This window comes from Proteiniphilum acetatigenes DSM 18083 (assembly GCF_000380985.1).
In the GTDB taxonomy this organism is placed as follows: Bacteria; Bacteroidota; Bacteroidia; order Bacteroidales; family Dysgonomonadaceae; genus Proteiniphilum; species Proteiniphilum acetatigenes.
This window is the reverse complement of the sequence record NZ_KB905696.1, coordinates 1-25656: the sequence shown is the minus strand read 5'-3', so window position 1 is coordinate 25656 and position 25656 is coordinate 1. Positions and strand designations below refer to the sequence as shown.

Here is a 25656-nt window from a genome sequence, read left to right as displayed (position 1 = left end):
TGTTTTTGTCTCCTGGAAAAGATAAGGAAGGTATCGTTGAAAATCGCAGACGCCACTTCGGAAGGGTGACAATCCGCGCGGCAGCATGTCGTACGAGCGAGTGGGTGGTCAGAAGGCCTATTTTTTTCTTCCGGTTATTCTAATTATACTTAGAATATTTATTTATTTATACGAAGTATGTTTCGTGTAAATAAAAATAACTAACTTTGAACTCTAATCGTAAATACATCATTCTATGGAAGAAACACTTATTCGATTGAACAGGCATTGGGAGGGGCGGCCATATCTTTCACTGTATAGAAGGGAGCTGTTAAATCAATTGCTTAAGAAAAAAGATTTACCCCATATCCAGGTGCTTACCGGTATTCGTCGTAGCGGTAAATCAACCATTTTTGAATTGATAATCAGTGATTTGATTGTATCCGGTGTAGATCCAAGATCTATTTTACGCTTGAATTTGGACGAACCTGTTTTTACTTCCTTGTGGAATAATCCTTCTGAACTGTATTCGATTATAGAAAAGGCGGAAGTGCTCACGGGTATCAAATCCCTCTATCTCTTTTTGGATGAGGTGCAGCAGGTGAAAAACTGGGAACTTTTTGCAAAAGGTGCGTATGACACACGCCGCTTTCGAAAGATTTATATTACCGGCTCTACTTCCGATTTGCTGGATAAACAATTTTCCACCCTGCTTTCGGGACGATATTTCAGCAATGTTGTGCGTCCGTTCTCCGTGAAAGAACTGTTTGCCGTACATGGTTTCAACGACAATCTTTCGATATTGGCACGTAAAACGGAAGCTTTGCGGCTGATCGATCGGTATATGCTATGGGGCTCCTTTCCAGAAATTGTGTTACATGAACTGTCAGATGACATAAAAACAGAATTGTTGCAGAGTTATTACGAGTCTATCGTCCTGAAAGATTGTATCACCCGTAACCGTGTAAGAGACATAGACTTATTTTACCGGTTAATGCACTACTTGCTGACAAATACCGGATCGCTCTTTAATTACAACAGTTTAGCCCAGGCTTTGGACAGTAACGAAAATACAGTCAAGAGCTATTTGTCTTTCGCGGTCCGCAGTTATATACTGGTGGATGCTACAAACTTTGCTTTTTCCGTAAAACCGGGTGCGCGTCCCGATCATAAATCTTATTGTATAGATAACGGATTGATGAATGCCGTGAGTTTCCGCTTCTCAGAGCAAAAAGGAAAGATGCTGGAAAATGCTGTTTATAACGAATTGGTAAATAAGGGATATAATAATATTTCTTTTGTTCGTAGAAACGGAGAATGTGATTTTATCGCTCAGAAGGACAATGCTTTCCATGCCTTTCAGGTCTGTTACGAACTGACAGCCGTCAACAGGAAGCGTAAAGCCGAAGGATTCTACGGTCTCAATAAACAAGTTAACCTTGTTTCCCGCAGCATTATCACATATAATCAGGAAGGAGAGGAGGACAGCGTACAGATCAGACCTTTCTACCGGTGGTGCCTTGAAGATTGAATTTTTCCATATCAACCGTTTACTTTTTACGATACCATGAATTTATAGAGTTTATTATGTGGGTCTCCACCTTTCGCACTGCATAGGCGCTTTTTCGAAGATTCCTTTAACCTATATGAGCGGCGGACCATTAAATTTTTTTTAGATTAAAACTGACGGTTTGCAGCCCAAGTCCCTGTGCATTAATAAGTACAAGCCTATAAGAGAATGAATCTCCAGTTTTAGCTTGATTTTTGATAGAGTCAAATTCTTCTTGAGGAATAACGTCTTTGAGCAATGGGCCTCCATAGCTTTCATTATGAATCTTGATTATTTTCTCGGATAGGGGTGAAATCACGTATGCTCCGGTTGTCATATACATCAATTGATTGTAAAACTTATCTCCGTATTTGAGGGTATAAGTTAGATGCACGCGTGTCCATTCATAAGACGTCCTATGATTGCCTGTGAGTATGTTGCCATCTTTGTCCACAGTTATTTCGGGATCCATTACATCATAGATGTTGGTAGGACAACCTTCCTTAAAAGGTATGTCTTCTTCGGTATTGACAATAACTTCAACGGGAGTTTCTGGCTCTTTAATTTTTTTCTTATGTAGAACCGTCAGAAGCTCATACGTATATAAGTTCCCATCGGCGGGAGGATTGCCCAAAGTGGTCTTCTTAACTCTTAACTCATATTCATAGCCTTTTTCATAGTCAAACCCCTGGATTGTGCCAAATGCCATTGTATTCCATTCCCCATTTCCCCCCTCTTCGGTCACCAGCATGCATTCCATTGGGAAAATACCTGTTTCATCAAAAATATTATACATCACCCCGGTATCTGACGAGATAGACATATTTATAACTTTTGACTTGTCTTTTAGCTCGTCGTCATCTCTACATGAGTATAAACAAAGAGCAATTGCCGCTAAAAGCAACCATAAGACAAAGTGTTTTGCATTAATATTTATTGTGGTCATAATTATTTGAATTAATTAATCAACTCATATTCCTTGCCATATTCGTAACATGTTTATTATTAGCATAACAAATATACTACAAAGTTCTTATAAGTAAAAAAATATTTTTTCCGATACACCGGTTATTTCTTTCTTAACCAGAACCGCTCGATATCTTCAAGTGATTTACCGGCGGTTTCAGGCATCAGTCTCCATACGATAAGCATATAGGGGATGCACATAAATGCGAACAGGAAGAACGTGCCGGCAGGGGTAGCGTTTTCAAGCATCCACGGAGTGAGCTGTCCTATAAGGTAAGTGCCGACCCACAGGGAAAATCCCGCGATAGACATGGCCAATCCCCTTATCCTGGTAGGGTACATCTCGGAAAGGAATACGAAGATTACCGCGCTGATGGATCCTGCCGTAAAGAAAATATAAGCAAGGAAACAGCCCAGCAAAAATATACTCGACATGCCCAACGATTCACCTTTCAGGAAATAAATCCCGATAAGGATCAAAGATACGATCATACCCGAAACGCCGATATAAACCAGTTTTTTCCTGCCTACCTTGTCTATGATAAGGAGGGCAAGTACCGTGGTCCCCATATTGACAAGGCCTATCAATGATTGATAGAACAGGGAATCACCGCTTGAAAGCCCGCTTGTCTCGAAGATGGACGGGCCATAGTACAACACGGCATTGACACCCATAAATTGTCCCAGGATGGCGATGGCACAACCGATCAGTACCGCACGGAAGATACCTGGCGTGAGAAGTAGTTTCCAATCCGATTTTACATCCGATTCCAACATCTGTTTGGTCTCATTGATCTGGAAAGAGACTTCCGATGCTTTGGTGTAAATCTTAGAGAGTATTCCCGATGCGGTTTCGTCTTTCCCTTTCACGATCAACCAGCGGGGGCTTTCGGGAATGAAAAAGATAATAATAAAGAACATCATGGCCGGAATGGTTTCGACACCGAGCATTCCACGCCAGATCTCTGTCCCGAAGATTTGATGCAATATCGAGTTTGATGAGGTAAATCCTGCAGAGAAATTTAGCAGATAGTAATTTGCCAGGTAGGCGCCCAGAAAACCTACTGTGACCGCAAGTTGGTAGAGGGAAACCATTCTGCCGCGATGGGAAGCGGGGGAAATCTCCGAGATATAGAGCGGACAAACAATCGATACAATACCGATACCTATCCCTCCTACAATTCGCCAAATGACCAGTTGGTTAAAGTCGGGGGCAACGGCGCATCCCAATGCCGAGGTAGTAAATAATACCGCTGATAGTAGCATTGTCTTTTTACGCCCGAAATAATCACTCAAAGCTCCGGCAAAGAGAACCCCACTGATTGAGCCTATCAGTGCGCAACCGACATACCAACCGCTTTGGAGCGTTGTCAAACCAAACTGACTTGTCACCTGGGACACTGTTCCCGAAATCACGGCGGTATCATACCCGAAAAGGAAACCGCCTAATGCCGCTATAACGGAAAGAAAGATCACATAACTGCTAATATTCTCTGCTTTCTGCATCTTTAGTTATAAATTAATATTCTATGTATATTACACTGTTGTTTCTCTTGAACCCGGGTGGTCTTTCCCCCTTTATTACAGATTAAAATATTCCTTATACCGGTTGTATAGATTCCCGGCCTGGCTATAGGCCGACTGCGGACTCATAAAATGGGAAAACTCAAAGGTGATTGCCCTGTCGTAACCACATCGTTTGGCTGCCTCCAGCTTCATCCGGAGTTTATCAAATTTGATGGGTAGAAACTTGATCGGCATGTCGCGGTCGAACGACTCGGCGTTTGTCCAGCATTGCATCCCGTATTTGTCGGCCAGCTTTTTATTTACAGTGAAAAAAGCGTCCAACTCATCGTAATCGATATGTCCGTCCTGGAATGCCACAGCATCTACCACCTCGTGAATCCCGGCAAATATCTCATCCCACTCTTTCTCATGTTGCTGCACAGATACCGCTTCCTCTTTGCTTAGAGCTTCCCCGCTTGCAGCAACTGCTTTTTTACCGTCGATCCAGGGTGAGATAAATGTGGGCAGTCCCCCGGATACATCTTTACATTGCTTGCCCATGGCGTAGAAAGCGCCGATTGCCCCTTTGGTGGCACGGCTTATTTCACCGCTCACATACCATCCTCCGAAACTTTTGTATTTTTCACCGTAGTTTTTCCACACTTCATCGATCACATACTTGTTGTCTTCAATTTCATGGGTCATGTCGCCCGTTGTCCAATAATGACCGGAGTCGTACAGGCCGAAATAGAACTTCATGCCGTATTTCTCTGCCAGGCGCAGGTACATATCCACCAGGTCGACCGACGGCATGAAACATCCTTTGTTCAATAAATATTCCGACGGGTAGGTAATGAATTTCCTGTATCCGGAGCGGATCATGATCACAGTGTCAATACCGATGGCTTTCATATACTGGAAGTCCAGGTCCCATTCCGCCTCTCCCCAGTTCTGATGGGGAATATCGTGGGATATCTCATCCAGGAATGTACCGGTTATTTGTATTCCGTTATTCCCGGGAACAATAAGTTGGCTTTTCAATTCATTGTCCTTGTATATGTTGGATCGATTATCATTTGCTGAGGACGACTTCCCTGCGCCCTCGCAGGCAGATAATGCGGGAATAGCCGCTACCGAAGCACCCGCAAGAGCCGCTTTTCTGATAAAGTCTCTTCTGTTGTTCTGCATCGTTTTTCTGTTTAATAGTTATTGAATATTTATATGTTGGATAGTATTATATAATTTATCGGCAAAACGCAGAAATCCCAAATCGGTGAAATGGATACCGTCGACAGTGCCTTCTCCGTCATTACCGATCAGGTCATCATTTGCCAGATAATATACGTTTTTGTCTCCTTCGTGCTTGATCTTTTCATATTCTTTGCGCAACAACCTGTTCTTTTCCGTTATGGTTTCATAGATGTTTTTATCATAAAAAGAATGGGGAAAAATAACTGTCTCTACAAATAGAATTGGCGTACCAGGATTGGCTTTTCGTATTATATCGAAAAAAGGTCTGGTTTTCTCCGTCAACTGTGTAGCATTGACATTGGGAATAAAATCGAGAACAAACAGGGATGCATCCCGGCGGGTTGACATCAATTCCGCAATCTCATAATCGAGCTGCCCGTTTCCGCTGAATCCCAGGTTGATCACCTCCCTGTTTAACCGGCGGGCAAGAATATTGGTATATGACATTCCCGGTCTCGTGGCACATCCACCCTGAGTGATGCTGGTTCCATAGACGAGAATAGGATGGGTGGTGTCAGGGTAGGGAAGTGCCGGTTTTTTAATATAGGCTGTAGAATCTATTCCTATCGAAAGGGAAACCACTCCGTCATAAAGCGGGAGGAACATCATATATTCCCGTTCCTGCGGTGTCATATCCGAGATAATGGTTCGTTCGTTCACTTTTCCGGAAGGGAGCCCGGCTTTCACGGGCTGCCAGTGACCCTCTTCCCATGCATACAGGTCGACACCCTTGATCCCCGTTTCGGTCATATGATTCATCCGGTTGTCGCCTGATACTTCCCATTTTGCGGAAATAGCAGTACTGTTTGTCCTGAAACGGATTGCCAGTCCCGATGTATTTTTTCCCAGGTTCCATACCGGCGGTCGGCATACCTCTTTCAGGTATGCAGGGAGGCGCTCGTACCTGGTTTCGGTCTCGTCCGACGTTTTTCCGACCAACGGGAATTGGTCCGCGTCATAATACACTGTTTGTGCATGGAGCTGCAAAGCAAGCATATATAAAACAGATGCTAAGAATAGATTTGCTTTTTTCATTTCTCGTTTCTTAATAAATTACTTTTGAACTGCTTTTTAGCTATTGATTGCTTTATGTTTTGCCAGTTCTTCATACAATATCAGGGAATCAGGATGACCGGCGAAAGCCAAACTTCCCGGTTTATTCAATAATCCCGTATATTGGTAGATGAATATCTTTTCCACAAACGGTGAAACGGCTTCCAGTTGCCGGATAACCCTTTCAGCCGGAGCAGGCAGCAATGCGCTTTGGTATACTGTTCCTTCAAACCGGAACACCTCTACATCGGCCCATAGGCTGGATCTGGACGCTTTCTTATGAAGCCGGTGCAATTGCTCGAAATATCCTGCACTTTCATCCACTCTGGTCTTTTCCACTCCGATTTCATCCTGATAAGCGATATAATCGACATTCAGCGACTCTAACTGGCGTGCGTATTTGTCATCGGCCTTTACGTTCCTTGTGCCGTAAGGTGCGATCAGTGTTTTTGTGCCGGGAGTTAGTTTTGCCGCTTCGGCAGAAGATGCGTTTACATAATTGATAAAGAAATCTTCGTAATGTCCCGATATTCCCGTTTCATTCGGAAAATACCATCCGTAGAAGCTTTTATGATGCGCGTATTTTTCAGCGATCTCGTTCATGGCTGTCAACCGTAATTTATTGATTCCGGGATCTGTCATCAGAAAATAAGGATTTGTCCAGTCGCCAAAAAAATCGTTGCTGATGAAAAACTTTATTCCGTATTTGTCGGCAGTGTTTAATACAGTCTCGAGCGGATCTTCACAACCCATATCGTGTTGAGGAAGTAATACGGATGGGTAGAACGTTTTATCATATATAGCTACGTTGAGCAATACCAGATAGCGGATACCACTATCTGCAATTTCTTTTACCTTTGCATCCCATTGTGCTGCGGAGAATGTTTTCAGGGTTTCATTCCAGTATTTTCCTTCGGCAAGGTTATGGTGCTGGAATTCAAACCAGGACCCTTCAATGGATTTTATTTTTTCCGAATTGTGTCGGATAGCGGCCTGGATTTCATGGGAAACACTTCCTATCATAAGTGTTACTCCGCAAGATCGTAAAAAATCGCGTCGTTTCATTGAGTAAATATAATCTGTTTTACGGGATATTTTTGTCTATATAATATAATTTATCCATAATAAGACTGAGTTATTATATATAATTTCCTTGTATGTCCACATCTTTTTCAAAAGGATTTAGAAGAATGTCAATCAATACTGCGGCTTCTGCACGGGTAAGTTGTTTATTCGGTTCATATCCGGTGAAGTCAAATCCTGTAAATACCTCTTTAACAATAGATGATATATCACTGTCATAAGAAAGTTTTTCTTTATCGCTAATCATGACGATCAGTTCAAGCAATTCATTCAGTGTGACGGGAGTATCCAGGTCAGAAATTTCAAGATAGGGATACATCTCTTTCATACCGCCCAGCTCAGACCATAAAACCGGATCATCCGCTCTGAACCAGGTTTCGTTCGACCAGCCTTCGTTTTTTCCGATACCCTGTAAAATACCGGTAATTCCGATACGTTGTAAAGGCAGGAAAAGCGGGTGCTCTTTTTCCACATCGAGATATGGCAAAAGGTAACCTCCCTGCGACAGGAGTATTTGCTGGACTTCGCGCACAGATACTTTATCGATATCAGTCCTGTTTTTCACACTTAGTGCCGCCAATACTCCCGCAGCCTGGCCGATTTGCAATACAACCGGTTGTAAGCGGGTTGTACCATTGACAATATTGGATACGGAAATAGACTTCTCGGCTACGATAAGCCCTTTTGTATCCTGAGGGATCATCACTCCCAGCGGAAGTCCGTATGAAGGAATAGAGTGAAAGTAGAGGTGAGGGAGTATTTCCACTTCAGGATACCTTCCGTGGTGATGATCCACCGGATAATCTCCCACGGCAATGCTGGTGCGATATAACTTCTCGTCCTGCGTATAGGGATCCACGATATGATTAAGCGTGAAACGGACCAAACCGTGAATGCGTAATGATTCGCGATGGTAAGGAATCAACGGCATTTTGTCCGGAGTGGGAAATTCATCGTCTGCCAGTCCGAGTGTATTCATTCCCAATTCCTTCTGGATGAAATAAACGAAACAAAGCGTATGGTTCTTTGCTTTTTCCAGGGCTTCTTCACGTTCCTTCTCACTTTTACCGATTAAGTTTATGAAATAGTCGTTGCCTTCAACAGGCCAGTTAATCATATACTTGTTATTCGGCAGTTTGCCGTAAGTAATCATTTGTTCTTTCGGCCACAATACGTTTTTCGGGTTGGGATTACTGCAGGACGGATTATCACACGAGCAGGCAAACCGGCTTGAGTCGTAACCGTCAGGCATAGGAATCGTCACATCTTTGCCATAATCTTTCAGAATAGCCACATAGGTTAAATCCTGTATCACATCGTTGGCTGTTTCAGGTGCGATCTCTTCTTTTGTCACTTCACGGCTTTCCATCCCTACATCATACTTTACACCGCATCGGAGTGCAACATCGCCCAACTCGGTAGCGTCGATGACGATTTTCGGATAAAGCATAACTGTTTTCTCCGGTGTTTCAATAGTCACAATCCATTGATCTTTTTCCTTTACAATTGATTTCAGCCTGCTTTTGAAATGGATCTTCAAATCCTTTTCCTTTGATGCGATCTGTTGCAGGATTTTATTTCCAACCGATGGTTCGAACAGCACATTGCTTACCCATCCGGTTTTCAGCGCTTCGGCGCTACCGTAATAATTTATCAGCGAATCTTTCAGTTCTCCCCAGAAACCGCCCGGCAGACGATAATTTCCGTCTACTGCGCTTACACCGGCGCTTGTAAGCATCCCGCCCAACCATTCCGATTCTTCTATAATCATTGTTTGCACTCCCATTCGTGCCGAAGCTATGCCGGCACTGACCCCGCTTGTTCCTCCTCCGATAATAAGCACATCGGGTAATGGTGTGTTGTTCTTACAACTCTGTGAAACAGATACTATTGAGAAGAGAACAAAGAGTTGAAAGGATATTTTTAGTTTGCACATAGATCGAATCTGTTTTTAATTCATGATGAACAGGATCATCACTCCGGCCATTTTGTTTCTATTCCCTGACGTTCAATTTCCTTCTGAAAATCAGACAGAAGGTTCTTGTCCGCTCTGACGGCGCGGAACGGCACTTTTTTTCTACCGGCAAAGGCGATCAGGCATCCCACTGCTTCACCAATGCTCCATTCCACCGGATGCAAACGGTAACAACCGTTAGTAATGTGAGTTGTTCCTATATTTTTATTCGCAGGAAGGAGATTGTTTACTCTTTTCGGAAGAAGCGCTCCCAGCGGTATCTGGAAAGGAAGTGAAGAGAAATCAATATAATTATTACCGCGCGAACTGGGATGAAGATCGATATGATAGTAGCCTGTTCCTATACTGTCATAGAAATCCGCAGCACGCTTACCTGCAATATTGCCGGCAACCAGTTCCCGGTTTTCCGCTCCCACATGTTCTTCAAGAACAGTGAATTCAGCTTTGATTCTTCTGGCTTCTCTAATATAAGGATATTTAGCCATTCCATCTTCTGTACCCATAATATCGCCGCGCAGCCTTAACCCGCGCCAGCCGGGTTTTCCATCCGGGCGGGGGGCTTCTGTCTGGAGCCAATAAAAGAGTGAATGACTCAATTGTTTAGCTCTGTCAACATTCTTCTGAAACTCTTTTTCAGGAACATCAATCAGATTCCCGGGGAAGAAATCATTTTGAGGCCAGTTTACGATAGTGATATCACCATCATAGGTTCCTTCAGTAAAATTCTTTCGATTGATAATTCGTCTGTAATTCCACAGATTGAGTACACCTTCCAGATCTTTACCTGTGGGATCAAACCCCAGTTTTTTGGGTTTCAGTGTACGTGGATCGGAGTAGGAGAGATCCAGTAATCGTCCTGACCAGGGTGGAGTCATCTCAGGTATATAGTTTTTCCAGAAATCGTATTCCTTAGGGGGATCCTGTACATTGTCTTTTCCGGGTTGATAATCCATAGCAAAACAGACTGTAAAAGCCTGATTGTTCATTGGATCTGCTTTCTCCGGAGCATGCAGTTCCCCTGTATCCTGTTTCGATTCAGTACCGGTGACATATTCAGTGCCTGTTAACGGAAGCAAATCGCCACACTCTGTCGCATCGATAAAGGAGTTGCCTGTGAGAATTACCTTGTTGCCTGAATAAAAATGTACTGCTTCTACATTCGTAACCCGGTCACCATTCACGACGGCGCTCTTTGCCTTATAGTTGAGCAGTAACTGCAGTTTCCCGGTGCTCAGGTAAGGTGAAAGCATATCTATCAATACCGATACCGCTACTCTCGGTTCATGACACAATCTGGAAACGCTTCCATCACCGGGATTGAGATATTCCCGGGCACGGGCAGAGTCTGTTAACGGATAGTTATGACGATAATATTCCCGTATCCTGTTTCTGAAATCCCGATACGACTGCGGTGCGCCGTGTGTCTCTATCCATTGATGTTCATCAGGGGGAACACCCTGTTGGGATACCTGACCGCCGATCCAGTCGGTCTCCTCAGTCATGATCACACTTAGTCCGTTGCGACAGCAGGCAAGAGCCGCAGCACAACCACCCATCCCTCCTCCGATAATGATGACATCTGCATACATTTCACGCGCCCTGGAATTTTCACGTCTTCCGGCACGTTTTCCAGATGTAACAAAACCCTGATTTCCCTGCAGCGCAACAGAACCTCCCAAGAGGGAAGCATAGGTGATAAAACTTCTTCTATTCATAAGTATATTTTTTTATTTACTTAATAATCAGTTATTCCTCAGTTAGAACAGGCAGTTCCTGCGACAGATAATTATCTTGTCACAATAGAGGCATCGGCATTTTCAAAGAGACTTTATAGTATCTCTTCTGTCACCTGATTGAAATAATCGATCGATTGTTTTATCTGAGGCAGGTTGTTCTCCCAGTCCGCTTCATATTCGATCGTGAAATAGCCTTTGAATTTTTGTCTTTTTAATTCTTTCATCATTCCTTTCACGTCAAGGATGCCTTGTCCCCATACCACATCTTCGAGACTTTGTTCTTCTCCCTGCGGTGCAATGTCTTTGAAATGTAATGCGATGATCTTTCCCTTGAGTTGCCGCATAGAAGGAATAGGGTCCAATCCCATTCTTTTATAATGTCCTACATCCACACAGGCTCCCAGTAAACCGTCCCTGCCTCCGATGCTGGCGAGTAGTATTTCCGGCTTCCAATAGGAGTTTTCACTTGGATGGTTGTGAACGGCCACTTTGATGTTGTGTTTCTTAGCCAACTCTTCCACTACGTCCCAATCTTCACGGGCCGGTTCCACGCTGATAAATTCCATTCCCATATTTTTTGCAAATGCAAAGATAGGTTCCCATTCCTCTGTTTTGGCAGTCCATACCCCCGAGGAAATGATTTTGACACCCTTCGATGCGGCCAGAACTCTCAGCCTTTCCTGATCTTTCATACTTAGATCATAGCCGAAAACAAGATCTCCGAAATCCGTACCCATTTTCTGTCCGGGATAGATCTCGATAAAGCGGATTCCCAATTCCTCGGTTTTACGCAATGCCTCAGTTACTGTAAACAGATGGAACGTATAGGATTGCATGGATAAATGCCACTCCTGTTTCTCCGCTTTTGTTTTCGTGCTGTCTTGTGCACATCCGGCATTTAATAAAAGGCAGGACAGTGCAATAAATACCATTTTTGTTGTTTTCATATTATTTAAAAATTTATCGTACTTCGATAATTATTGGAGAGATTAATTTGCATATTCACATTTTAAATGTTAGTTTTGCGATAATATTCACATTTTAAATGTTAGTTTTATGATGAATCAATATGATTTGGACTTTGTCGTTTCTGATCAGCGGGACCTGTTTTCATCCAGATCACCAGGCATTTTTAGGCAAATCGACTTCGACCTTTACTTGAACAGCGAACAAATTGTCATTGTGTCGGGTATTCGTCGATGCGGTAAGTCTACCCTGTTGCGACAGTTTGCTGATCGTTTGGGTAATGATTTCGTCTATGTCAATTTCGATGACGAACGGCTGCTTCATTTCGAAGTGTCCGATTTTTCTACTCTACTGACCCTTTGGCACAAGCAAAACGCCAGCCGGAATGTTATTATAGACGAAATACAGAACATTCCCAAATGGGAACGTTTTGTACGCCGTATACACGACGAGGGATACACAGTATTTCTTTCCGGGTCAAACTCCAAATTGTTGAGTGGCGAATTAGGCACACACCTTACCGGACGCTACAAAGAAATAGAACTATACCCTTTCTCTTTTGCCGAATACCTCGACTTCGCAGGTATTGCCGTGAAAAAGACAACGGCATCACATGCGGCGGTAAATAAGGCTTTCGACGAGTATTTACCACATGGGGGTTTTCCGCTTTATTGCCATACGAAAGACGAAGAAATCCTTGCCACGCTCTATGAAAATATCCTTTACAAGGATATTCTTTTCCGGTATGTCATTCAGGAAAAAAAAACGTTCCGGGAACTGGCCCATTATGCTATTTCGAACATAGGAAAAGAATTCAGCTACCGGAATATCTCTCGTCTGTTGGGAATAAAGAGCGACACGTCCACCAAGAATTATATCTCATATATGGAAGCATCCTTTTTGCTTTTCCAGGTTCCCAAATACGACTATTCACTCAAAAAGCAATATGTTTCCAACAAGAAAATCTATTGTATCGACAATGGACTGAGCTCCAGAGTGGCTTTTCGTTTTTCGCAGGACCGCGGACGACTGTTGGAAAACATGGTGTTTATCGAACTGCGCCGGCGAGGTTATCAGGTTTACTTTCATAAAAAGATGAAAGAGTGTGATTTCGTCTGTCTGCAACACAATCAAATTATAAGTGTGATACAAGTGTGCGAATTTCTGACGCCGGAGAACTATACACGGGAAACGGAAGGTCTGCTGGAAGCTATGGATACTTACCATTTGTCCGAAGGGACTATCCTTACCAGGGGAAAATCGGAGATTATTCCCCTGCCCGGGCCGGAACAAAGCATCTGCGTGGTCAATATTATAGACTGGTTACTGTAAGTTTTTCTCTCCAATATGTCAAAGAACTCTTTTTTTTATTTTATTGTTTACCGAACCTTTTTGTATTTATCCATTATGTAAATTATTCAAAGTTCACTAAAAGACACTGTTCTCCTTCTGGTTTACCCTTTCTTACCGGGGCATATCCGGCAAGGTAAACCCGTTTTCATAGGTATGCCTGATCCATTCATTTGCCATTTCGGAGGCGTTGAACTCCGCAAACCTTCTGTCGAATTTCGGATCCCCGTCAATCACCGCATATTCATCATGTGTAACGATGCTGATCTTATCGGACGGAGATATGTTGGTAAATTGCATATTCTCCCCGTCCCACTGCAGTTCGCGGTGCAGTCCCTGCAAACCGGAAAGGCGTACGGCCAATACCCCCATTACTACCATTTCATTGAAAGGTCCGGAAAAGCGAAAATTCGACGAAGCTTCGGTCCTGTTTTCCGGAGACTCCTTACATGCCCTGATCCAGTCCTGTTCATGTGCGTTGGTATCCCAGATATTGCCATTTCCTCCTTTGATGCGGGGTATAGTAGGCTCGGGCTGTTTGAAATCTGCCATCCTGGATGTGGGAAGTAATGTAGGATTCATCCCGTAGCAGCCGGTCATGATTTTCCCTTTGGTGCCTACCAGTATGATACCTCCATTGGAGTCACCCATCATTTCCCCGTCTTTCAGTTCCTGCGGTCTGTCCGGAAGTAATCCGCCATCGTACCAGTGTACCGTCAGTTCCGGCATATTGACGTTTCCCTTTGCCGGACGTGCCGGGAATTTGTAGGTTACTTTCTGTGCCTGGGGTGGGGAATAGAGATTTGCCAATGTCGAACTGGCCGAGACACTTACCGGATACTTCAGGTCCAATGCCCAGTATAGCGGATCCATAATATGGCATGCCATGTCGCCCAATGCACCTGTCCCAAAGTCCCAGAATCCGCGCCAGTTCCAGGGAGTATATGCGGGATCATAAGGGCGTTTTTTTGCAGGGCCGATAAACAGATCCCAGTCCAGCGTGGAGGGAACGGGCATGCCTCCTTTGGGTTCACCCAACCCCTGTGGCCAGATGGGACGGTCTGTCCAGCAATGCGCTTCGTATACATCGCCGATCACGCCCGATTGTACCCACTCGGCTATCTGCCGGCACCAGTCGAACGAATTTCCCTGATTTCCCATTTGGGTCGCCACCCTGTATTTTTCGGTGAGTCTGGTAAGCAGTCTGGATTCATAGACGGAATGAGTTAATGGTTTTTGTACATAAGCATGTTTTCCCAGGGTAATGGCATGGGCGGCTACCCCGGCATGGGTATGGTCGGGGGTTGCCACCATAATAGCGTCGATGGATTTACCCATCTGGTCGAACATGGCTCTCCAGTCCTTAAACTGTTTGGCTTTAGGATAATCGTTGAAAGTTTTGGCGGCATATTTCCAGTCGACATCGCAAAGCGCAACGATATTCTCTGTTTTCATGTTCGCCAGGTTGCGACGTCCCATTCCTCCCACCCCGATACCGGCGATATTCAGTTTGTCGCTTGGAGAAGTATATCCCCTTACTTTCCCAAGTACCGTATTGGGAACTATGGTAAGACCGGCGGCTCCCATGGCCGCGGTCTTTAAGAACTTTCTGCGTGAATAAGTTGTCATAATAAATTTATTTATAATTATCATTTTGAGTCAATACTCCGTTTGAACGGTCTATTTCCGCTTGAGGTATCGGGAATGGCCAGCTTTTTTCGGAGGCTTCGCTTCCTTTTCCTGCATATTGATATTTAGAAGAAAATGCCTGCATTGTTGTGACATAATCTCCCCAACGGATTAAATCGTACAATCGTAATCCTTCCAAAGCAAATTCAGCTCTACGTTCATCTTTAATGACCTGTTCTAAATCGTCACTTGCTTTTATGGCATATTCAGTTAAAAATGTTGATGCATCAATATCCTCCAATGTTTCTTCAAATTTTCTTTGGAATGCAAAACTATCTTTTTTGGAAGTGGAGACATAGGCTCTATATTTAACCATATTAATATATGTGGCAACTTCTTCTTTGCTCCCGGCTGTTTTCAAGACTGCCTCCGCATAGATCAACAGTGTTTCGGCATATCTTATCCAGTAGGGAGCCCATTTGCTTCGCTGTAGATTACCATCTTCCCTGTAATCATACGGGACAAATGCTTTGCGACTTTGTTGCAGACTGAAATTATAATATCCTTTGTAATTATGGACTTCTTCTTCCCCACCTCTTTTGAAAATATCTCCATCGCTGATAATAGTAAATAATTTTCTTGGATCTCTCTCATCATAAAACTCAGCCAGGTCAGAAGTGGGAACATTTCCTCCCCATCCTCCAACATTATTTCTACCAACGTTCATAATGGCATAAGAGTCTGTAAGGTATCCTGTCTCCGGCACATATTTGCTCAAGCAGGTAAATATGCATTCCGGCGAAGAAAGTCCTTTATCATAGTCTCCTCCGTATAGATCCTGAAAATCAGGAGTCAGCGATAGCCCTCCTTGCATTATTACTGCAGATGCTGCATTTTTTGCTATTTCGTATTCTTCCTGGGCATTTCCCTGCATTTTGTTTTGTTCCATTAATCCCGCAAAAAATAACGCGATACGTCCTTTAAAGGTATATGCTGCATCTTTTGAGACTCTGCCCAACTCGGTTGACAGATTCATCTCTTTTTTCCAGGGCAGGTTCGGATCATTGATGGCATCATCGAGGTCCTTATATAATTGGGTTCTCATTTCTTCCAGTGATGCTTTCTCAAGCCTTGTATCCGGCAATTGAACTTCGCTAAGCAAAGGAACACCTCCAAACGTATTGACCAAATCGAAATAGTACCATGCGCGAAGAAATTTCATTTCTGAAATATATCTCGACACGGTTTCCTTACTGACCGGTTGTCCGCCACTCGTTAAAGACAGATCTTCCTTGCTTAATTGTTCTATACCGACATTACAACGCCCAATTCCTGTATAACGATGGGTCCATGCTTCTTGCAACAAGGGATTACTGGAAAGAGGATATCCTTTACCCAATTCTGTGGTTTGGGGACGGTCACCGGCATCCGATCCACCTCCGTCGGCATCATCCACACTTTCACTGCCAATAGCTACTCTGTTGATAGAGTAGGCAAAACCATCGTGTAAAGGTTGATAGCACGATGTTACAAGTTTGAAAGCGGCATCATCTGTTTTCATGTAGGCAGATTCATCCAGTCTACCCTTAGGATTTCTTTCAAGAAAAGAGTCACTACATGAGAATAATACAGAGATACTCCATATGAATAATATATAATATCTTTTCATTGTATCTTGATTTTTACGAATTATTAGAAAGTCATGTTTATCCCCATCATATAAGTGGCTGATTGTGGGTAATAACCGTCATCAACCCCATTGTTAAGAGGATTGCTATTGCCAATTTCAGGATCCAGCCCCGTGTATTTGGTGAAAGTCAATAAATTATATGCCCCTACCCATACTCTTATACCCGAGATATTGTAATGAGTCAATATATTTTGCGGCAATGAATATCCGAGTTGGATATTTTTCAACCTCAAATAAGAACCATCCTCTACCAACCAGTCGGAAACCTGAAGATTGTTCGTGTTGTCGGCATTTATTTGAAATTGTTCATTGGTAGGATTTGTGGGAGACCAGGCTTTCTCCATCAGGTCTTTGGGGGCATTGTACCATCCGACTCCTGAATACATATCAATTTTCTTGGCATTCATGATTTTATTCCCATAAGTCCCCTGAAATAACATTTGAAGATCAAAGCCTTTATAATCGGCGGCAAGATTAAATCCAAAGCTTACTTTTGGAAACGGATTACCGATGTTTGTCCTGTCATTTGCATTGATAACACCATCTCCGTTTATATCTAAAAACTTAAGATCACCAGGACGCGCAGTGGGTTGGATAAGCCCTCCCTCTTTGTTTTTATAAGCATTCACTTCGTCCTGGCTTTGGAAAATACCATCGGTTTTTAATCCATAGAAATAACCTATAGGTTTTCCTTCTTCGGTTTTGGTCGTGGTAACTGTTATCCAGCCGCCACCATAGAGAGGCTCTCCACCACCTAAGCTTGTCACTTTATTACTGAAAGTGAATAGGTTTGCGCCAATAGAATAGTTGAAATCTTCAAGTGAGTTCCTGTATTTTACATCTATTTCCCATCCTTTGTTTAAAATACTTCCGGCATTTACCCAGGGATTATTGGGAAACCCTAAATAGGAAGGAAGCGGTACTTTCAAAAGCATATCTTTCGTTCTCTTTTGAAAATAGTCAATATTCAGGTTTAATGTGTTTTTGAAAAATCCCAGATCAACACCGATATCGAACTGTTCTGTGGTTTCCCATTTTACGTTTGGATTACCCATCAGATTATTTCCTCCCATTAGCTGGGAATTGAAATTGCTGCCAAACAGATAGTACCCCCAATTCCCGGTGAAAGCCGACTGATAAGCGCCCCCTCTGTTACTAGCATCATTTATGTCGTAGATAGCCTGATTACCTATTTGTCCCCAGCTTACACGTAATTTCCCGTTTGAAAGGTATTTTGAATTACTCAGGAAGTCTTCTTCAGAAAAATTCCAGCCTGCCGAAAAAGAGGGAAAAGTTCCCCATTTATATCCCGGGCCGAAATTGGACGAACCGTCTCTACGGATGTTGGCAGTGAATAAATACCTGTTTTTATATGAATAGAAGATACGTGTAAACAATGATTGTAATGCGGACTCCGATTTCCAGCCGCTTGCGCCCGGATTTTTTGAAGCGGCATCCAATATCCTCTGGTCTTCACTGTTGCTCACCAATCCCTGACGTGAAGCAGAGGTCGCTTCCGATTTTGTTTCTTCGGCAGAAGTCCCGATCATAGCCAATACATTATGATCGCCAAAGGTCTTGTTAAATGTGAGCGTATTTTCCCAAACCCAGTAATCGGAATTTGAATAATATTTGCTTACGGTAGCATCATTACTGAACTGGTCTCCATCTAAATAATATTTTGGATTAAATCCGTCCGATCCCCCTCTGTATAAATCAACCCCGAAATTTGTTCTGAACTTCAGCCATGATGTTATGTCTGCATCGAAATTTAATCCTCCTTTTAGTGACAGATCATTCCAGACATTATCCTTCCGGATATCTGTTTGAGCAACAGGATTTTCTTTGTTGGTCAGTAGAATAGGTGAGTACCAGGAATAACGGTCATTAGGATCAACCTGATCCATAAAAAAACCTGATTCCAGAAAATCGGGAATATCTTTTAGGTCTTTTCTGTATACTGGAGATATAGGGTCAGCCGTGAAAGCAATAAAGGATGTGTTGAATCCGGGAGAATTCTCTACTACATTTCGTCTTGACTGTTTTATTACACCTACATTTCCAGACATTTTTAACCATTTATACAATTGATGGTCAATGTTTGTCAGCCATGATACTCTGTCGAAGTCAGATCCGTTTATGATGCCGTCTTGCTTCATATACCCCAGGTTAGTATGATATGCTAATCCGTTTGCGCTTCCGGAGAGGGATACATCATAGTTTTGGACAGGAGCATTTTTATGGTTGATCTCTTTCCACCAGTTTGTTCCTTCTTCACTGCCCGTATTCTCCTTTAGAAACTGTAATATCTGATTTTTCTGATTCTCAGTATAAAAAGCTGCATTTCCCGCATTTGTATTAGCCAGATTCTTATAGTCAATAAATTCGGATGCCCCCATCACTTCATAAATTTTGATCGGGTTTTGTATCCCGTAATAGGCATCAAAAGTTACTCTGGTTTTGTTTTCCTGACCGCTTCCTCTAATCGTGGATATAATGATCACTCCATTGGCAGCCCTTGATCCGTATATGGCGGTTGCCGATGCATCTTTCAGAATTTCCATTGAAGCAATGTTGTTGGGATTGAGCCATCCTATATCCGTTTGAGGTAATCCATCTACAATATAGAGAGGATTATTGTTATTGACGGTGCCAATTCCACGGATCCTGACTGTGGGAGGTGTTCCGGGGCTTCCTCCGGTGGAGGTGATAGTGACTCCTGCGGTTTTTCCCTGTAATGCATCTGCTACACTTCTGACAGGTAAGTTCTTTAGTTCTTCGCCTGATACCTGACTTAAAGCACCAGTCAGATCACTTTTTTTCATTGTACCATAACCTACAACCACTACTTCTTCCAGTAATTCGGTATCTTCCTCCATTATTACCTCAATAGATGTTCTTCCAACCAGTTCAACAACCTGCGGATGCATACCCACATAGGAAATTTCCAATGTGGCATTGGATGGTACGTTTAAAAGAGTGAATTTACCCTCTATATCAGTAATTGTGCCGATGGTTGTTCCCCGTACCTGTACGGTTACTCCGATCAGGGGTTCACTTTTAGTGTCCGTAACAGTACCTTGTACAGTAATGTTCTGGGCAAATATACATAAGGAAAATGTCCACAGCAAGGCGAACAAAAATCCTTTCCATAGTTTCACAATCTTTCTTTTCATCTCATTTTGTGTTTGTTTAGGTGATTGATAAGTCTATTTTCCGGGTATATTTTTTTCTTTACCCGGAAAACAGTTACGGGACAATTTTAAATAGTTCTATTAGTACCCCTCATTTTGTGTGAGATTTGGGTTGCGGTCTATTTCCACTTGCGGAATCGGCCACAGATTAAATTTCTTATCCCAGAATCTGTTCCTGTCACGGACTTTGAGTTTATCCTTATATGAGTCATATGTGGCTATATTATTCAAATCATGACGTTCAGACTTTTTGAAATCCGGAATATCGGTGCTTGTCATACCTTCATAACGAATGGTTGGAATCGGAAGACCATAGCTGGGTTGTCCATTTTCAAGGTCTCCTATATCCCATCTTCTCATATCTACCTGATGTAATCCTTCAAGAGCGAATTCCACTTTTCTTTCATTACGGACAAGCTGCCTCATTCTGTTTTGATTTCCAATCCTGTCTTCCGAAACATTGGGCATACCGGCACGATTTCTTACCTGATTGATCGCACTATAGACCGATTCATCCAATTCTTTTAATTCTATTTTCGCTTCTGCATATGTCAGGAGAACCTCAGCATACCGCATGACAGGTACATTACAGGATTGTGCGCTGATGTTTTCTGCCACTTCGTTGCTGAATTTTGCCCAAATATAACCTGAGCCTGCATTGCAGAAACTAGCCCATGCCGCCGCACTGTTAATGTCTGCGTTATTTTGTAAAGTCCATTGGCCGGAAGAAAAATCATAGAACGGTGTTTCGATGTCATAAGCGTTTAAGATATGGCGTATAACTGATCCATTATTTACGGTAACCGTATCACCGTGCATCCATAGTGTCGAATGGAAACGCGGATCTCTGTTTCTCTGCGGATAGTTGGGGTCATAAAGTGGAGATTCGTCTATCCGCTTTCCATCTATGCACTCAAACATATCAGCCAATAGCATGGAGGGATGTCTTCCTGTCTGGCCTGTGTTTCTGGATACCTGTCCAAAAGCAATCACATGGATTTTTTGTGTTCCCTGCTTAGTATACATTAACTCGAACAGCATTTCGTTACGTACATCTGCCTGGGCTTGCCCTGTCATATTAAATAAGTCATCAAAAGAATCGGCCAGTTCTCTTTGTCCGATTACCTGTGCGGCTGCTTCAGCTGAAATACGGAAATATTCAGTCCCTTGATTTGCATAGTCCAGACTACCTCCCAACAGGGCTGCACGCGCCTTTAACCCATAAGCGAAAGCTTTATCTACCCTTCCCCTTTCTGTAGCCGTCCAGGGTAAATGTGTAACTGATTCGTCTATCTCTTTTAAGATAAAATCAAGAATTTCCGTTTTCGATGTTCTGGCATCCTTGTATTGATCGATAGTGACAGGAGAAGTAAAAAACGGAACATCCCCGTATGTGGCAATCAGGTTATAATAGGCAAAAGCCCTTAAGACCCTTACTTCCGAAATATATTGAAGAGCTTTACCTCCTATGTCGTCTATATATTCACTGGAACCATAGATGACCGAATTGGCCCTGGCGACCAAAACATATAACATGCTCCAGAAGGATTGGACAGACGCATTATCGGGATTGAGTGCGCCTCCTGCACCAATAGTCGTATTCTCTGCCCGCTCCATCCCTAATCCTGTGAAATGATCCAGATACACGTTAAACGGGACGTTGTATCCAAGATCCATGTATAAACAATTGTATACACCGGAAGTCCCATTCAGAATTGCTGCTTCTGACTTGTAGAAACCGGAAGATGAATAGTCTGATGACTCTCTTTCCAGAAAATCGGAACAAGACACCAATGTTCCTGCTAAAAGCATGCTTGAAATTATGTAAGATAATAACTTTTTCATACGAATATTTTTTAAAAACGAAGATCGATACCAAAAGTGAAAGTCTGCATTACAGGATAAAAACTTCCATTATTTACGTAGTTTTCCGGATCATACCCTTTGTAAGCGCTGCTGAGTGTGAATAGATTTTGTCCATTGATATAAAAACGGAGGCTCTCTATCTTTAAATTATCTAATGTGTTTTTAGGCAAGCTATAGCCGAGAACTACATTTTTTAATCGTATATAGGCTCCACTTTTTATCCAGAAGTCAGAGACAATATTGTTCGGATTACTCCCTGAACCGTCAATTAAAAGAAGTGGAAACTCCGCATTTCTGTTATCCGGTGTCCATGTATCCAACTGATTCCTGAAGATAGTGCGTCCTACGTAGAAAGGACGGGCCCCCGCACCGGTATATAAAATATCCTTCTTGCCCACACCCTGGAAGAAAACAGAAAAATCAAAACCTTTCCATTCAGCTCCCATGTTTACACTGAATTCGTATCGGGGATATGGGTTCCCGATGACAGCCCGGTCCTCATCTGTGATCTCACCGTCAGGTACTCCGTCGGGTCCGCTGATATCTTTGTATTTTATATATCCTGGCTTTACATTTTCTTTATTGCCTCCATAAACGGGCGACTTATCTATTTCTTCCTGACTCTGGAAATATCCGTCTGAAACATAACCATACCACGAGTTAAGAGGTAATCCTTCTTTTGTGATTTGAGTGCCGATATATTCGTTACCATATAGATTGGTAACTTTATTTTTTACATCTGATAGATTGCCTGTGATATAATAATTCACGTTCCCTTTTCGTTCTCTCCACGTAAGAGACAGATCCCAGCCGTTATTTCTCATAGAACCGGCATTTTCCCATGGAGAAGATAATCCTACATATAAGGGAATAGGAAATTGTTGCAACATATCGTTTATATTGCGTATATAATAATCAAAGCTAAAACTTAACCGGGAATTCAGGATATCACCATCCAATCCAAAATTCAATTGAGTGGATTTCTCCCAGGATATCTTTTCGTTAGCAACCTGGGTTTGAGCCACACCCGTTCCTAAAACTTTATCAAACCAATATCCGTAGCCGGAGCTTATCGAGGCCGCATAAGGGAAATATACCGGATTATTGTTGAGTACAATATCCTGATTACCCAATGTTCCATAAGAAGCTCTGAATTTTAGATTACCGATAGTATTTTTTATGGGTTCAAAGAAGGATTCTTCAGAAATTCTCCAACCTCCTGATATTGATGGAAAGAATCCCCACCGATAATCTTTCATAAACCGGGAGGATGCATCTAATCTCCCATTCAACTCCAGAAGATATTTATCAGCAAAAACATAGTTTGCACGTGCAAAATATGATAACATAGCCCATTCCAACCGTCCGCCGGAATTTGTTGCTGTGGAAATATCCCCATTATTTAATTCTTCAAAACCCTCAAATTCATATCCTTTCCGGCTTGCACTGAAACTACGGATCAACCGTTCTTCCGTTTGCATACCTCCCAGCAGTTTGAAATAATTCCGGGATATTGTCTTTTCGTAAGACGTCTGGAGGTTGAATTGATTGGTTATGGTCTGACTCCACCCCTCATACTTCTGGGTTCCGGTAGCAGGATAGGATGTCCTGAAAACGCCATTTTCATATGTGTCGTACGGTTTAATGAAATAATCCGATTTGTATTCTACTTTCCGGCTGCTATAACTGCCCAATATCTCGAATCCTTTAAAGGGATTTATGCTGATAAATCCTTTTACACCCAACTCTGGCGTTACACCGGTGTGTACTCCACCAGCTTTTGATACTGCAATCGGATTATCTCCGTTTTGTCCGAATCCCCATGTACCATCATTGTTTTGACCAGAAAATACCGGGGTAAATGTCAATGCTTTGTTAATGGTAGATTCAGGTTCTTCCATGCTGGGACGTGTGACATTGGATTGTCTGATATTGATATCTACGCCGACTTTCATCCATTCAGAGAGTTGGGCGTCTGTATTTAAACGCAAGGTCATGCGCGAATAATCATTATTGGAAATGAGTCCCTCCTGATAATAATACCCTGCATTTGCAAAAACACGGAATGTTTCAGATCCTCCACTTAAACTTACAGAATGGTTGTGAGCCAACGTCTGATTTTTGAGCACCTTTTCACGCCAGTTTGTGTCGTAGTAGTTCAGGTTATCGGCTCCCTGGGTTTTGTAGATATTAATGATCTCCTGCGAATATTGGGGATCCATATCAGCGTTTGCCCGGGCTGTGTTTACCGCTTCCATATATTCAATGGCATTCACCGGATCAGGCATAGAGGTTGGAGTATTGAAACCTGCGTATCCATTATAAGTGATTCTGACTTTTCCTTCTTTCGCCCGTTTGGTCGTGACTAGAATTACGCCGTTGGAGGCACGGGATCCGTAAATAGATGCTGAAGCAGCATCTTTTAAGATGGATATCGACTCTATTGCATTAATATCTATATTGTTGATGTCCCCTTCAACTCCATCTATCAATATTAGCGGGCTTGTAGATGAATTGATTGAGCCTGTTCCGCGGATAGTAATCCAGGAGCCATCTCCTCCCGGTCGTCCGGATGGCTGTACCACGGAAACACCCGGAACCAAACCTTGTAATGCTGTAGAGGTGTTGGATAAACTGCGTTTTGTTAAGTCTGCACTGGTGACGTTTTGAACAGCACCTGTCAGGTTGATTTTTTTCTGTGTACCATATCCTACTACAACTACTTCTTCTAACAACTCAGAATCTTCCCTCATAATGACGTTTAAATAAGTTTGCCCATTAAGAGAAAGTTCCTGGGTCTGAAATCCTATATATGAGAATTCAATAACCGCATTTGTATTGGGAGCGGTTAAAGTGAATTCACCTTCAGTATTTGTTACAGTTCCCTGTTGGGTACCTTTCACAATTACATTTACACCAATCAGAGGCTCATTATTTGAGTCCTTTACTATCCCGCTGATATTTACTTGTGCATACATGCTTGTGCTGAATATCAGTAAAGTAAAAAAGCTCAAGACGAACAATAAATATTTTTGTTTTCTCTCTTTCAAAGAGAGGTTTCGTCCTTTTTTCATGAATTTAATTTGTTTTAGAATTAGTCATCATATTTATTCGCATTGTTTTATCAATTGGCAAGCATCTTTGCCAATTGATCATAGCTTACAATCTGCGATATTGATTGTCTCCAGTATCTTCCAGCATTGATACAATCCTCTCGGCACATGGAAACAACCCTTCCATTTGCCTCCTTTCAGATCGAGCAGTACTTCCCCACGACGATTCAGGTATGCCCACCATTCGGGATATTCAGTATCTTTGAAGTGGCTCCAGGTGTAATCGTGTACTTTTTTGAACCATTGGAGAGACTTCTCCGAGCCGGTTAATTGATACCCTTTCAGCAGCGATATCAGTGTTTCCACATGCACCCACCACAGTTTCTGGTCCCATTCCAATTCCAGTGGCGGGAACCCTTTTCTGTCCATAAAGTAGAAGATTCCGCCATACTCTTTATCCCATCCATATTCAATGGTCTTCAAGGTTGTTGCTACTGCTTTTTCAATTAATGCAGGGCGGTTGAGCCGTACTCCCAGGTCCATGATAAACCACATGGCTTCTATGCCGTGCCCCGGATTGATCAAACGTCCGTTAAAAGAGTCTGACAGGGATCCATCCTGTTTCACGTTTTCCACTATAATCCCTCCCAGTTCGGGGCGCAGAAATACCTCCATCACTTCGTGGATGCATTCTTCCATGGTTCGTTCGACGGTTTCCTTGTCGAGCAGGTGCTCGATTTCCAGCGTGAGGTTGCTCAGGATCATCGGCAGGGAGAATCCTTTGAGCGGACGGGTGCCGGGATAGGCTTT

The 25656-nt window shown here is 42.8% G+C and carries 16 protein-coding genes; 2 read left to right on the top strand and 14 right to left on the bottom strand.

All coding sequences use genetic code 11. From position 1 onward, the window contains the following. Positions 1-319 precede the first annotated feature (319 nt). Positions 320-1510 carry an ATP-binding protein gene (locus F597_RS0108450; protein ID WP_245542011.1) on the top strand — a complete coding sequence of 397 codons (1191 nt, stop codon included), beginning with the start codon at positions 320-322 and terminating at the stop codon, positions 1508-1510. Between the two features lie 130 nt (positions 1511-1640). Here the strand turns inward: F597_RS0108450 and F597_RS20420 are convergent, their stop codons facing one another. The 8 genes from F597_RS20420 to F597_RS0108410 all read right to left on the bottom strand — a co-directional run bounded on the left by F597_RS20420 (position 1641) and on the right by F597_RS0108410 (position 12045). After that, a complete protein-coding gene (locus F597_RS20420; protein WP_019539296.1) occupies positions 1641-2474 on the bottom strand; it encodes a DUF4377 domain-containing protein in 834 nt (277 codons plus the stop codon). Between the two features lie 122 nt (positions 2475-2596). Beyond that, positions 2597-4000, bottom strand: coding sequence for a sugar porter family MFS transporter (locus tag F597_RS0108440; RefSeq protein WP_019539295.1), 1404 nt, complete (start codon positions 3998-4000; stop codon positions 2597-2599). A gap of 75 nt (positions 4001-4075) precedes the next feature. After that, positions 4076-5188, bottom strand: a complete 1113-nt coding sequence (locus F597_RS0108435; RefSeq protein ID WP_019539294.1) for a DUF4434 domain-containing protein — start codon at positions 5186-5188, stop codon at positions 4076-4078. Between the two features lie 18 nt (positions 5189-5206). Then, positions 5207-6286 carry an SGNH/GDSL hydrolase family protein gene (locus F597_RS0108430; protein WP_026327279.1) on the bottom strand — a complete coding sequence of 360 codons (1080 nt, stop codon included), beginning with the start codon at positions 6284-6286 and terminating at the stop codon, positions 5207-5209. Between the two features lie 36 nt (positions 6287-6322). Continuing rightward, complete coding sequence (locus F597_RS0108425) at positions 6323-7369, bottom strand: DUF4434 domain-containing protein (RefSeq protein ID WP_026327278.1); 1047 nt, start codon at positions 7367-7369, stop codon at positions 6323-6325. Positions 7370-7442: 73 nt separating this feature from the next. Next, a complete protein-coding gene (locus F597_RS0108420; RefSeq protein WP_052319812.1) occupies positions 7443-9323 on the bottom strand; it encodes an FAD-dependent oxidoreductase in 1881 nt (626 codons plus the stop codon). A 38-nt stretch (positions 9324-9361) separates the two neighbouring features. Beyond that, complete coding sequence (locus F597_RS0108415) at positions 9362-11077, bottom strand: FAD-dependent oxidoreductase (RefSeq protein WP_019539290.1); 1716 nt, start codon at positions 11075-11077, stop codon at positions 9362-9364. Positions 11078-11190: 113 nt separating this feature from the next. Then, positions 11191-12045, bottom strand: a complete 855-nt coding sequence (locus F597_RS0108410; protein ID WP_019539289.1) for a sugar phosphate isomerase/epimerase family protein — start codon at positions 12043-12045, stop codon at positions 11191-11193. Positions 12046-12154: 109 nt separating this feature from the next. Here F597_RS0108410 and F597_RS0108405 point away from each other — a divergent pair, with 109 nt between their 5' ends. Next, entirely contained in the window at positions 12155-13396 is a 1242-nt protein-coding gene (locus F597_RS0108405) for an ATP-binding protein (protein ID WP_019539288.1), read from the top strand. A gap of 132 nt (positions 13397-13528) precedes the next feature. Here the strand turns inward: F597_RS0108405 and F597_RS0108400 are convergent, their stop codons facing one another. The 6 genes from F597_RS0108400 to F597_RS0108375 all read right to left on the bottom strand — a co-directional run. Next, positions 13529-15043 carry a Gfo/Idh/MocA family protein gene (locus F597_RS0108400; RefSeq protein ID WP_026327275.1) on the bottom strand — a complete coding sequence of 505 codons (1515 nt, stop codon included), beginning with the start codon at positions 15041-15043 and terminating at the stop codon, positions 13529-13531. 7 nt (positions 15044-15050) lie between these two features. Then, positions 15051-16712 carry a RagB/SusD family nutrient uptake outer membrane protein gene (locus tag F597_RS0108395; protein WP_019539286.1) on the bottom strand — a complete coding sequence of 554 codons (1662 nt, stop codon included), beginning with the start codon at positions 16710-16712 and terminating at the stop codon, positions 15051-15053. 23 nt (positions 16713-16735) lie between these two features. Further along, positions 16736-19909 (bottom strand): SusC/RagA family TonB-linked outer membrane protein, encoded by a 3174-nt coding sequence (locus tag F597_RS0108390; RefSeq protein ID WP_019539285.1) that lies wholly within the window; start codon positions 19907-19909, stop codon positions 16736-16738. A 99-nt stretch (positions 19910-20008) separates the two neighbouring features. After that, complete coding sequence (locus tag F597_RS0108385; protein WP_026327274.1) at positions 20009-21772, bottom strand: RagB/SusD family nutrient uptake outer membrane protein; 1764 nt, start codon at positions 21770-21772, stop codon at positions 20009-20011. A gap of 11 nt (positions 21773-21783) precedes the next feature. Beyond that, entirely contained in the window at positions 21784-24867 is a 3084-nt protein-coding gene (locus F597_RS0108380) for a SusC/RagA family TonB-linked outer membrane protein (RefSeq protein ID WP_019539283.1), read from the bottom strand. Positions 24868-24945: 78 nt separating this feature from the next. Beyond that, positions 24946-25656 (bottom strand): AGE family epimerase/isomerase (locus tag F597_RS0108375; RefSeq protein WP_019539282.1); only part of this gene is annotated, 711 nt, incomplete at its 5' end.

Bases quoted from the DNA above. Each gene is read 5' to 3' on its own strand.
- F597_RS20420 (WP_019539296.1), bottom strand. From the start codon at position 2,474: ATGACCACAATAAATATTAATGCAAAACACTTTGTCTTATGGTTGCTT.
- F597_RS0108440 (WP_019539295.1), bottom strand. From the start codon at position 4,000: ATGCAGAAAGCAGAGAATATTAGCAGTTATGTGATCTTTCTTTCCGTT.
- F597_RS0108435 (WP_019539294.1), bottom strand. From the start codon at position 5,188: ATGCAGAACAACAGAAGAGACTTTATCAGAAAAGCGGCTCTTGCGGGT.
- F597_RS0108430 (WP_026327279.1), bottom strand. From the start codon at position 6,286: ATGAAAAAAGCAAATCTATTCTTAGCATCTGTTTTATATATGCTTGCT.
- F597_RS0108425 (WP_026327278.1), bottom strand. From the start codon at position 7,369: ATGAAACGACGCGATTTTTTACGATCTTGCGGAGTAACACTTATGATA.
- F597_RS0108420 (WP_052319812.1), bottom strand. From the start codon at position 9,323: ATGTGCAAACTAAAAATATCCTTTCAACTCTTTGTTCTCTTCTCAATA.
- F597_RS0108415 (WP_019539290.1), bottom strand. From the start codon at position 11,077: ATGAATAGAAGAAGTTTTATCACCTATGCTTCCCTCTTGGGAGGTTCT.
- F597_RS0108410 (WP_019539289.1), bottom strand. From the start codon at position 12,045: ATGAAAACAACAAAAATGGTATTTATTGCACTGTCCTGCCTTTTATTA.
- F597_RS0108405 (WP_019539288.1), top strand. From the start codon at position 12,155: ATGATGAATCAATATGATTTGGACTTTGTCGTTTCTGATCAGCGGGAC.
- F597_RS0108400 (WP_026327275.1), bottom strand. From the start codon at position 15,043: ATGACAACTTATTCACGCAGAAAGTTCTTAAAGACCGCGGCCATGGGA.
- F597_RS0108395 (WP_019539286.1), bottom strand. From the start codon at position 16,712: ATGAAAAGATATTATATATTATTCATATGGAGTATCTCTGTATTATTC.
- F597_RS0108390 (WP_019539285.1), bottom strand. From the start codon at position 19,909: ATGAAAAGAAAGATTGTGAAACTATGGAAAGGATTTTTGTTCGCCTTG.
- F597_RS0108385 (WP_026327274.1), bottom strand. From the start codon at position 21,772: ATGAAAAAGTTATTATCTTACATAATTTCAAGCATGCTTTTAGCAGGA.
- F597_RS0108380 (WP_019539283.1), bottom strand. From the start codon at position 24,867: ATGAAAAAAGGACGAAACCTCTCTTTGAAAGAGAGAAAACAAAAATAT.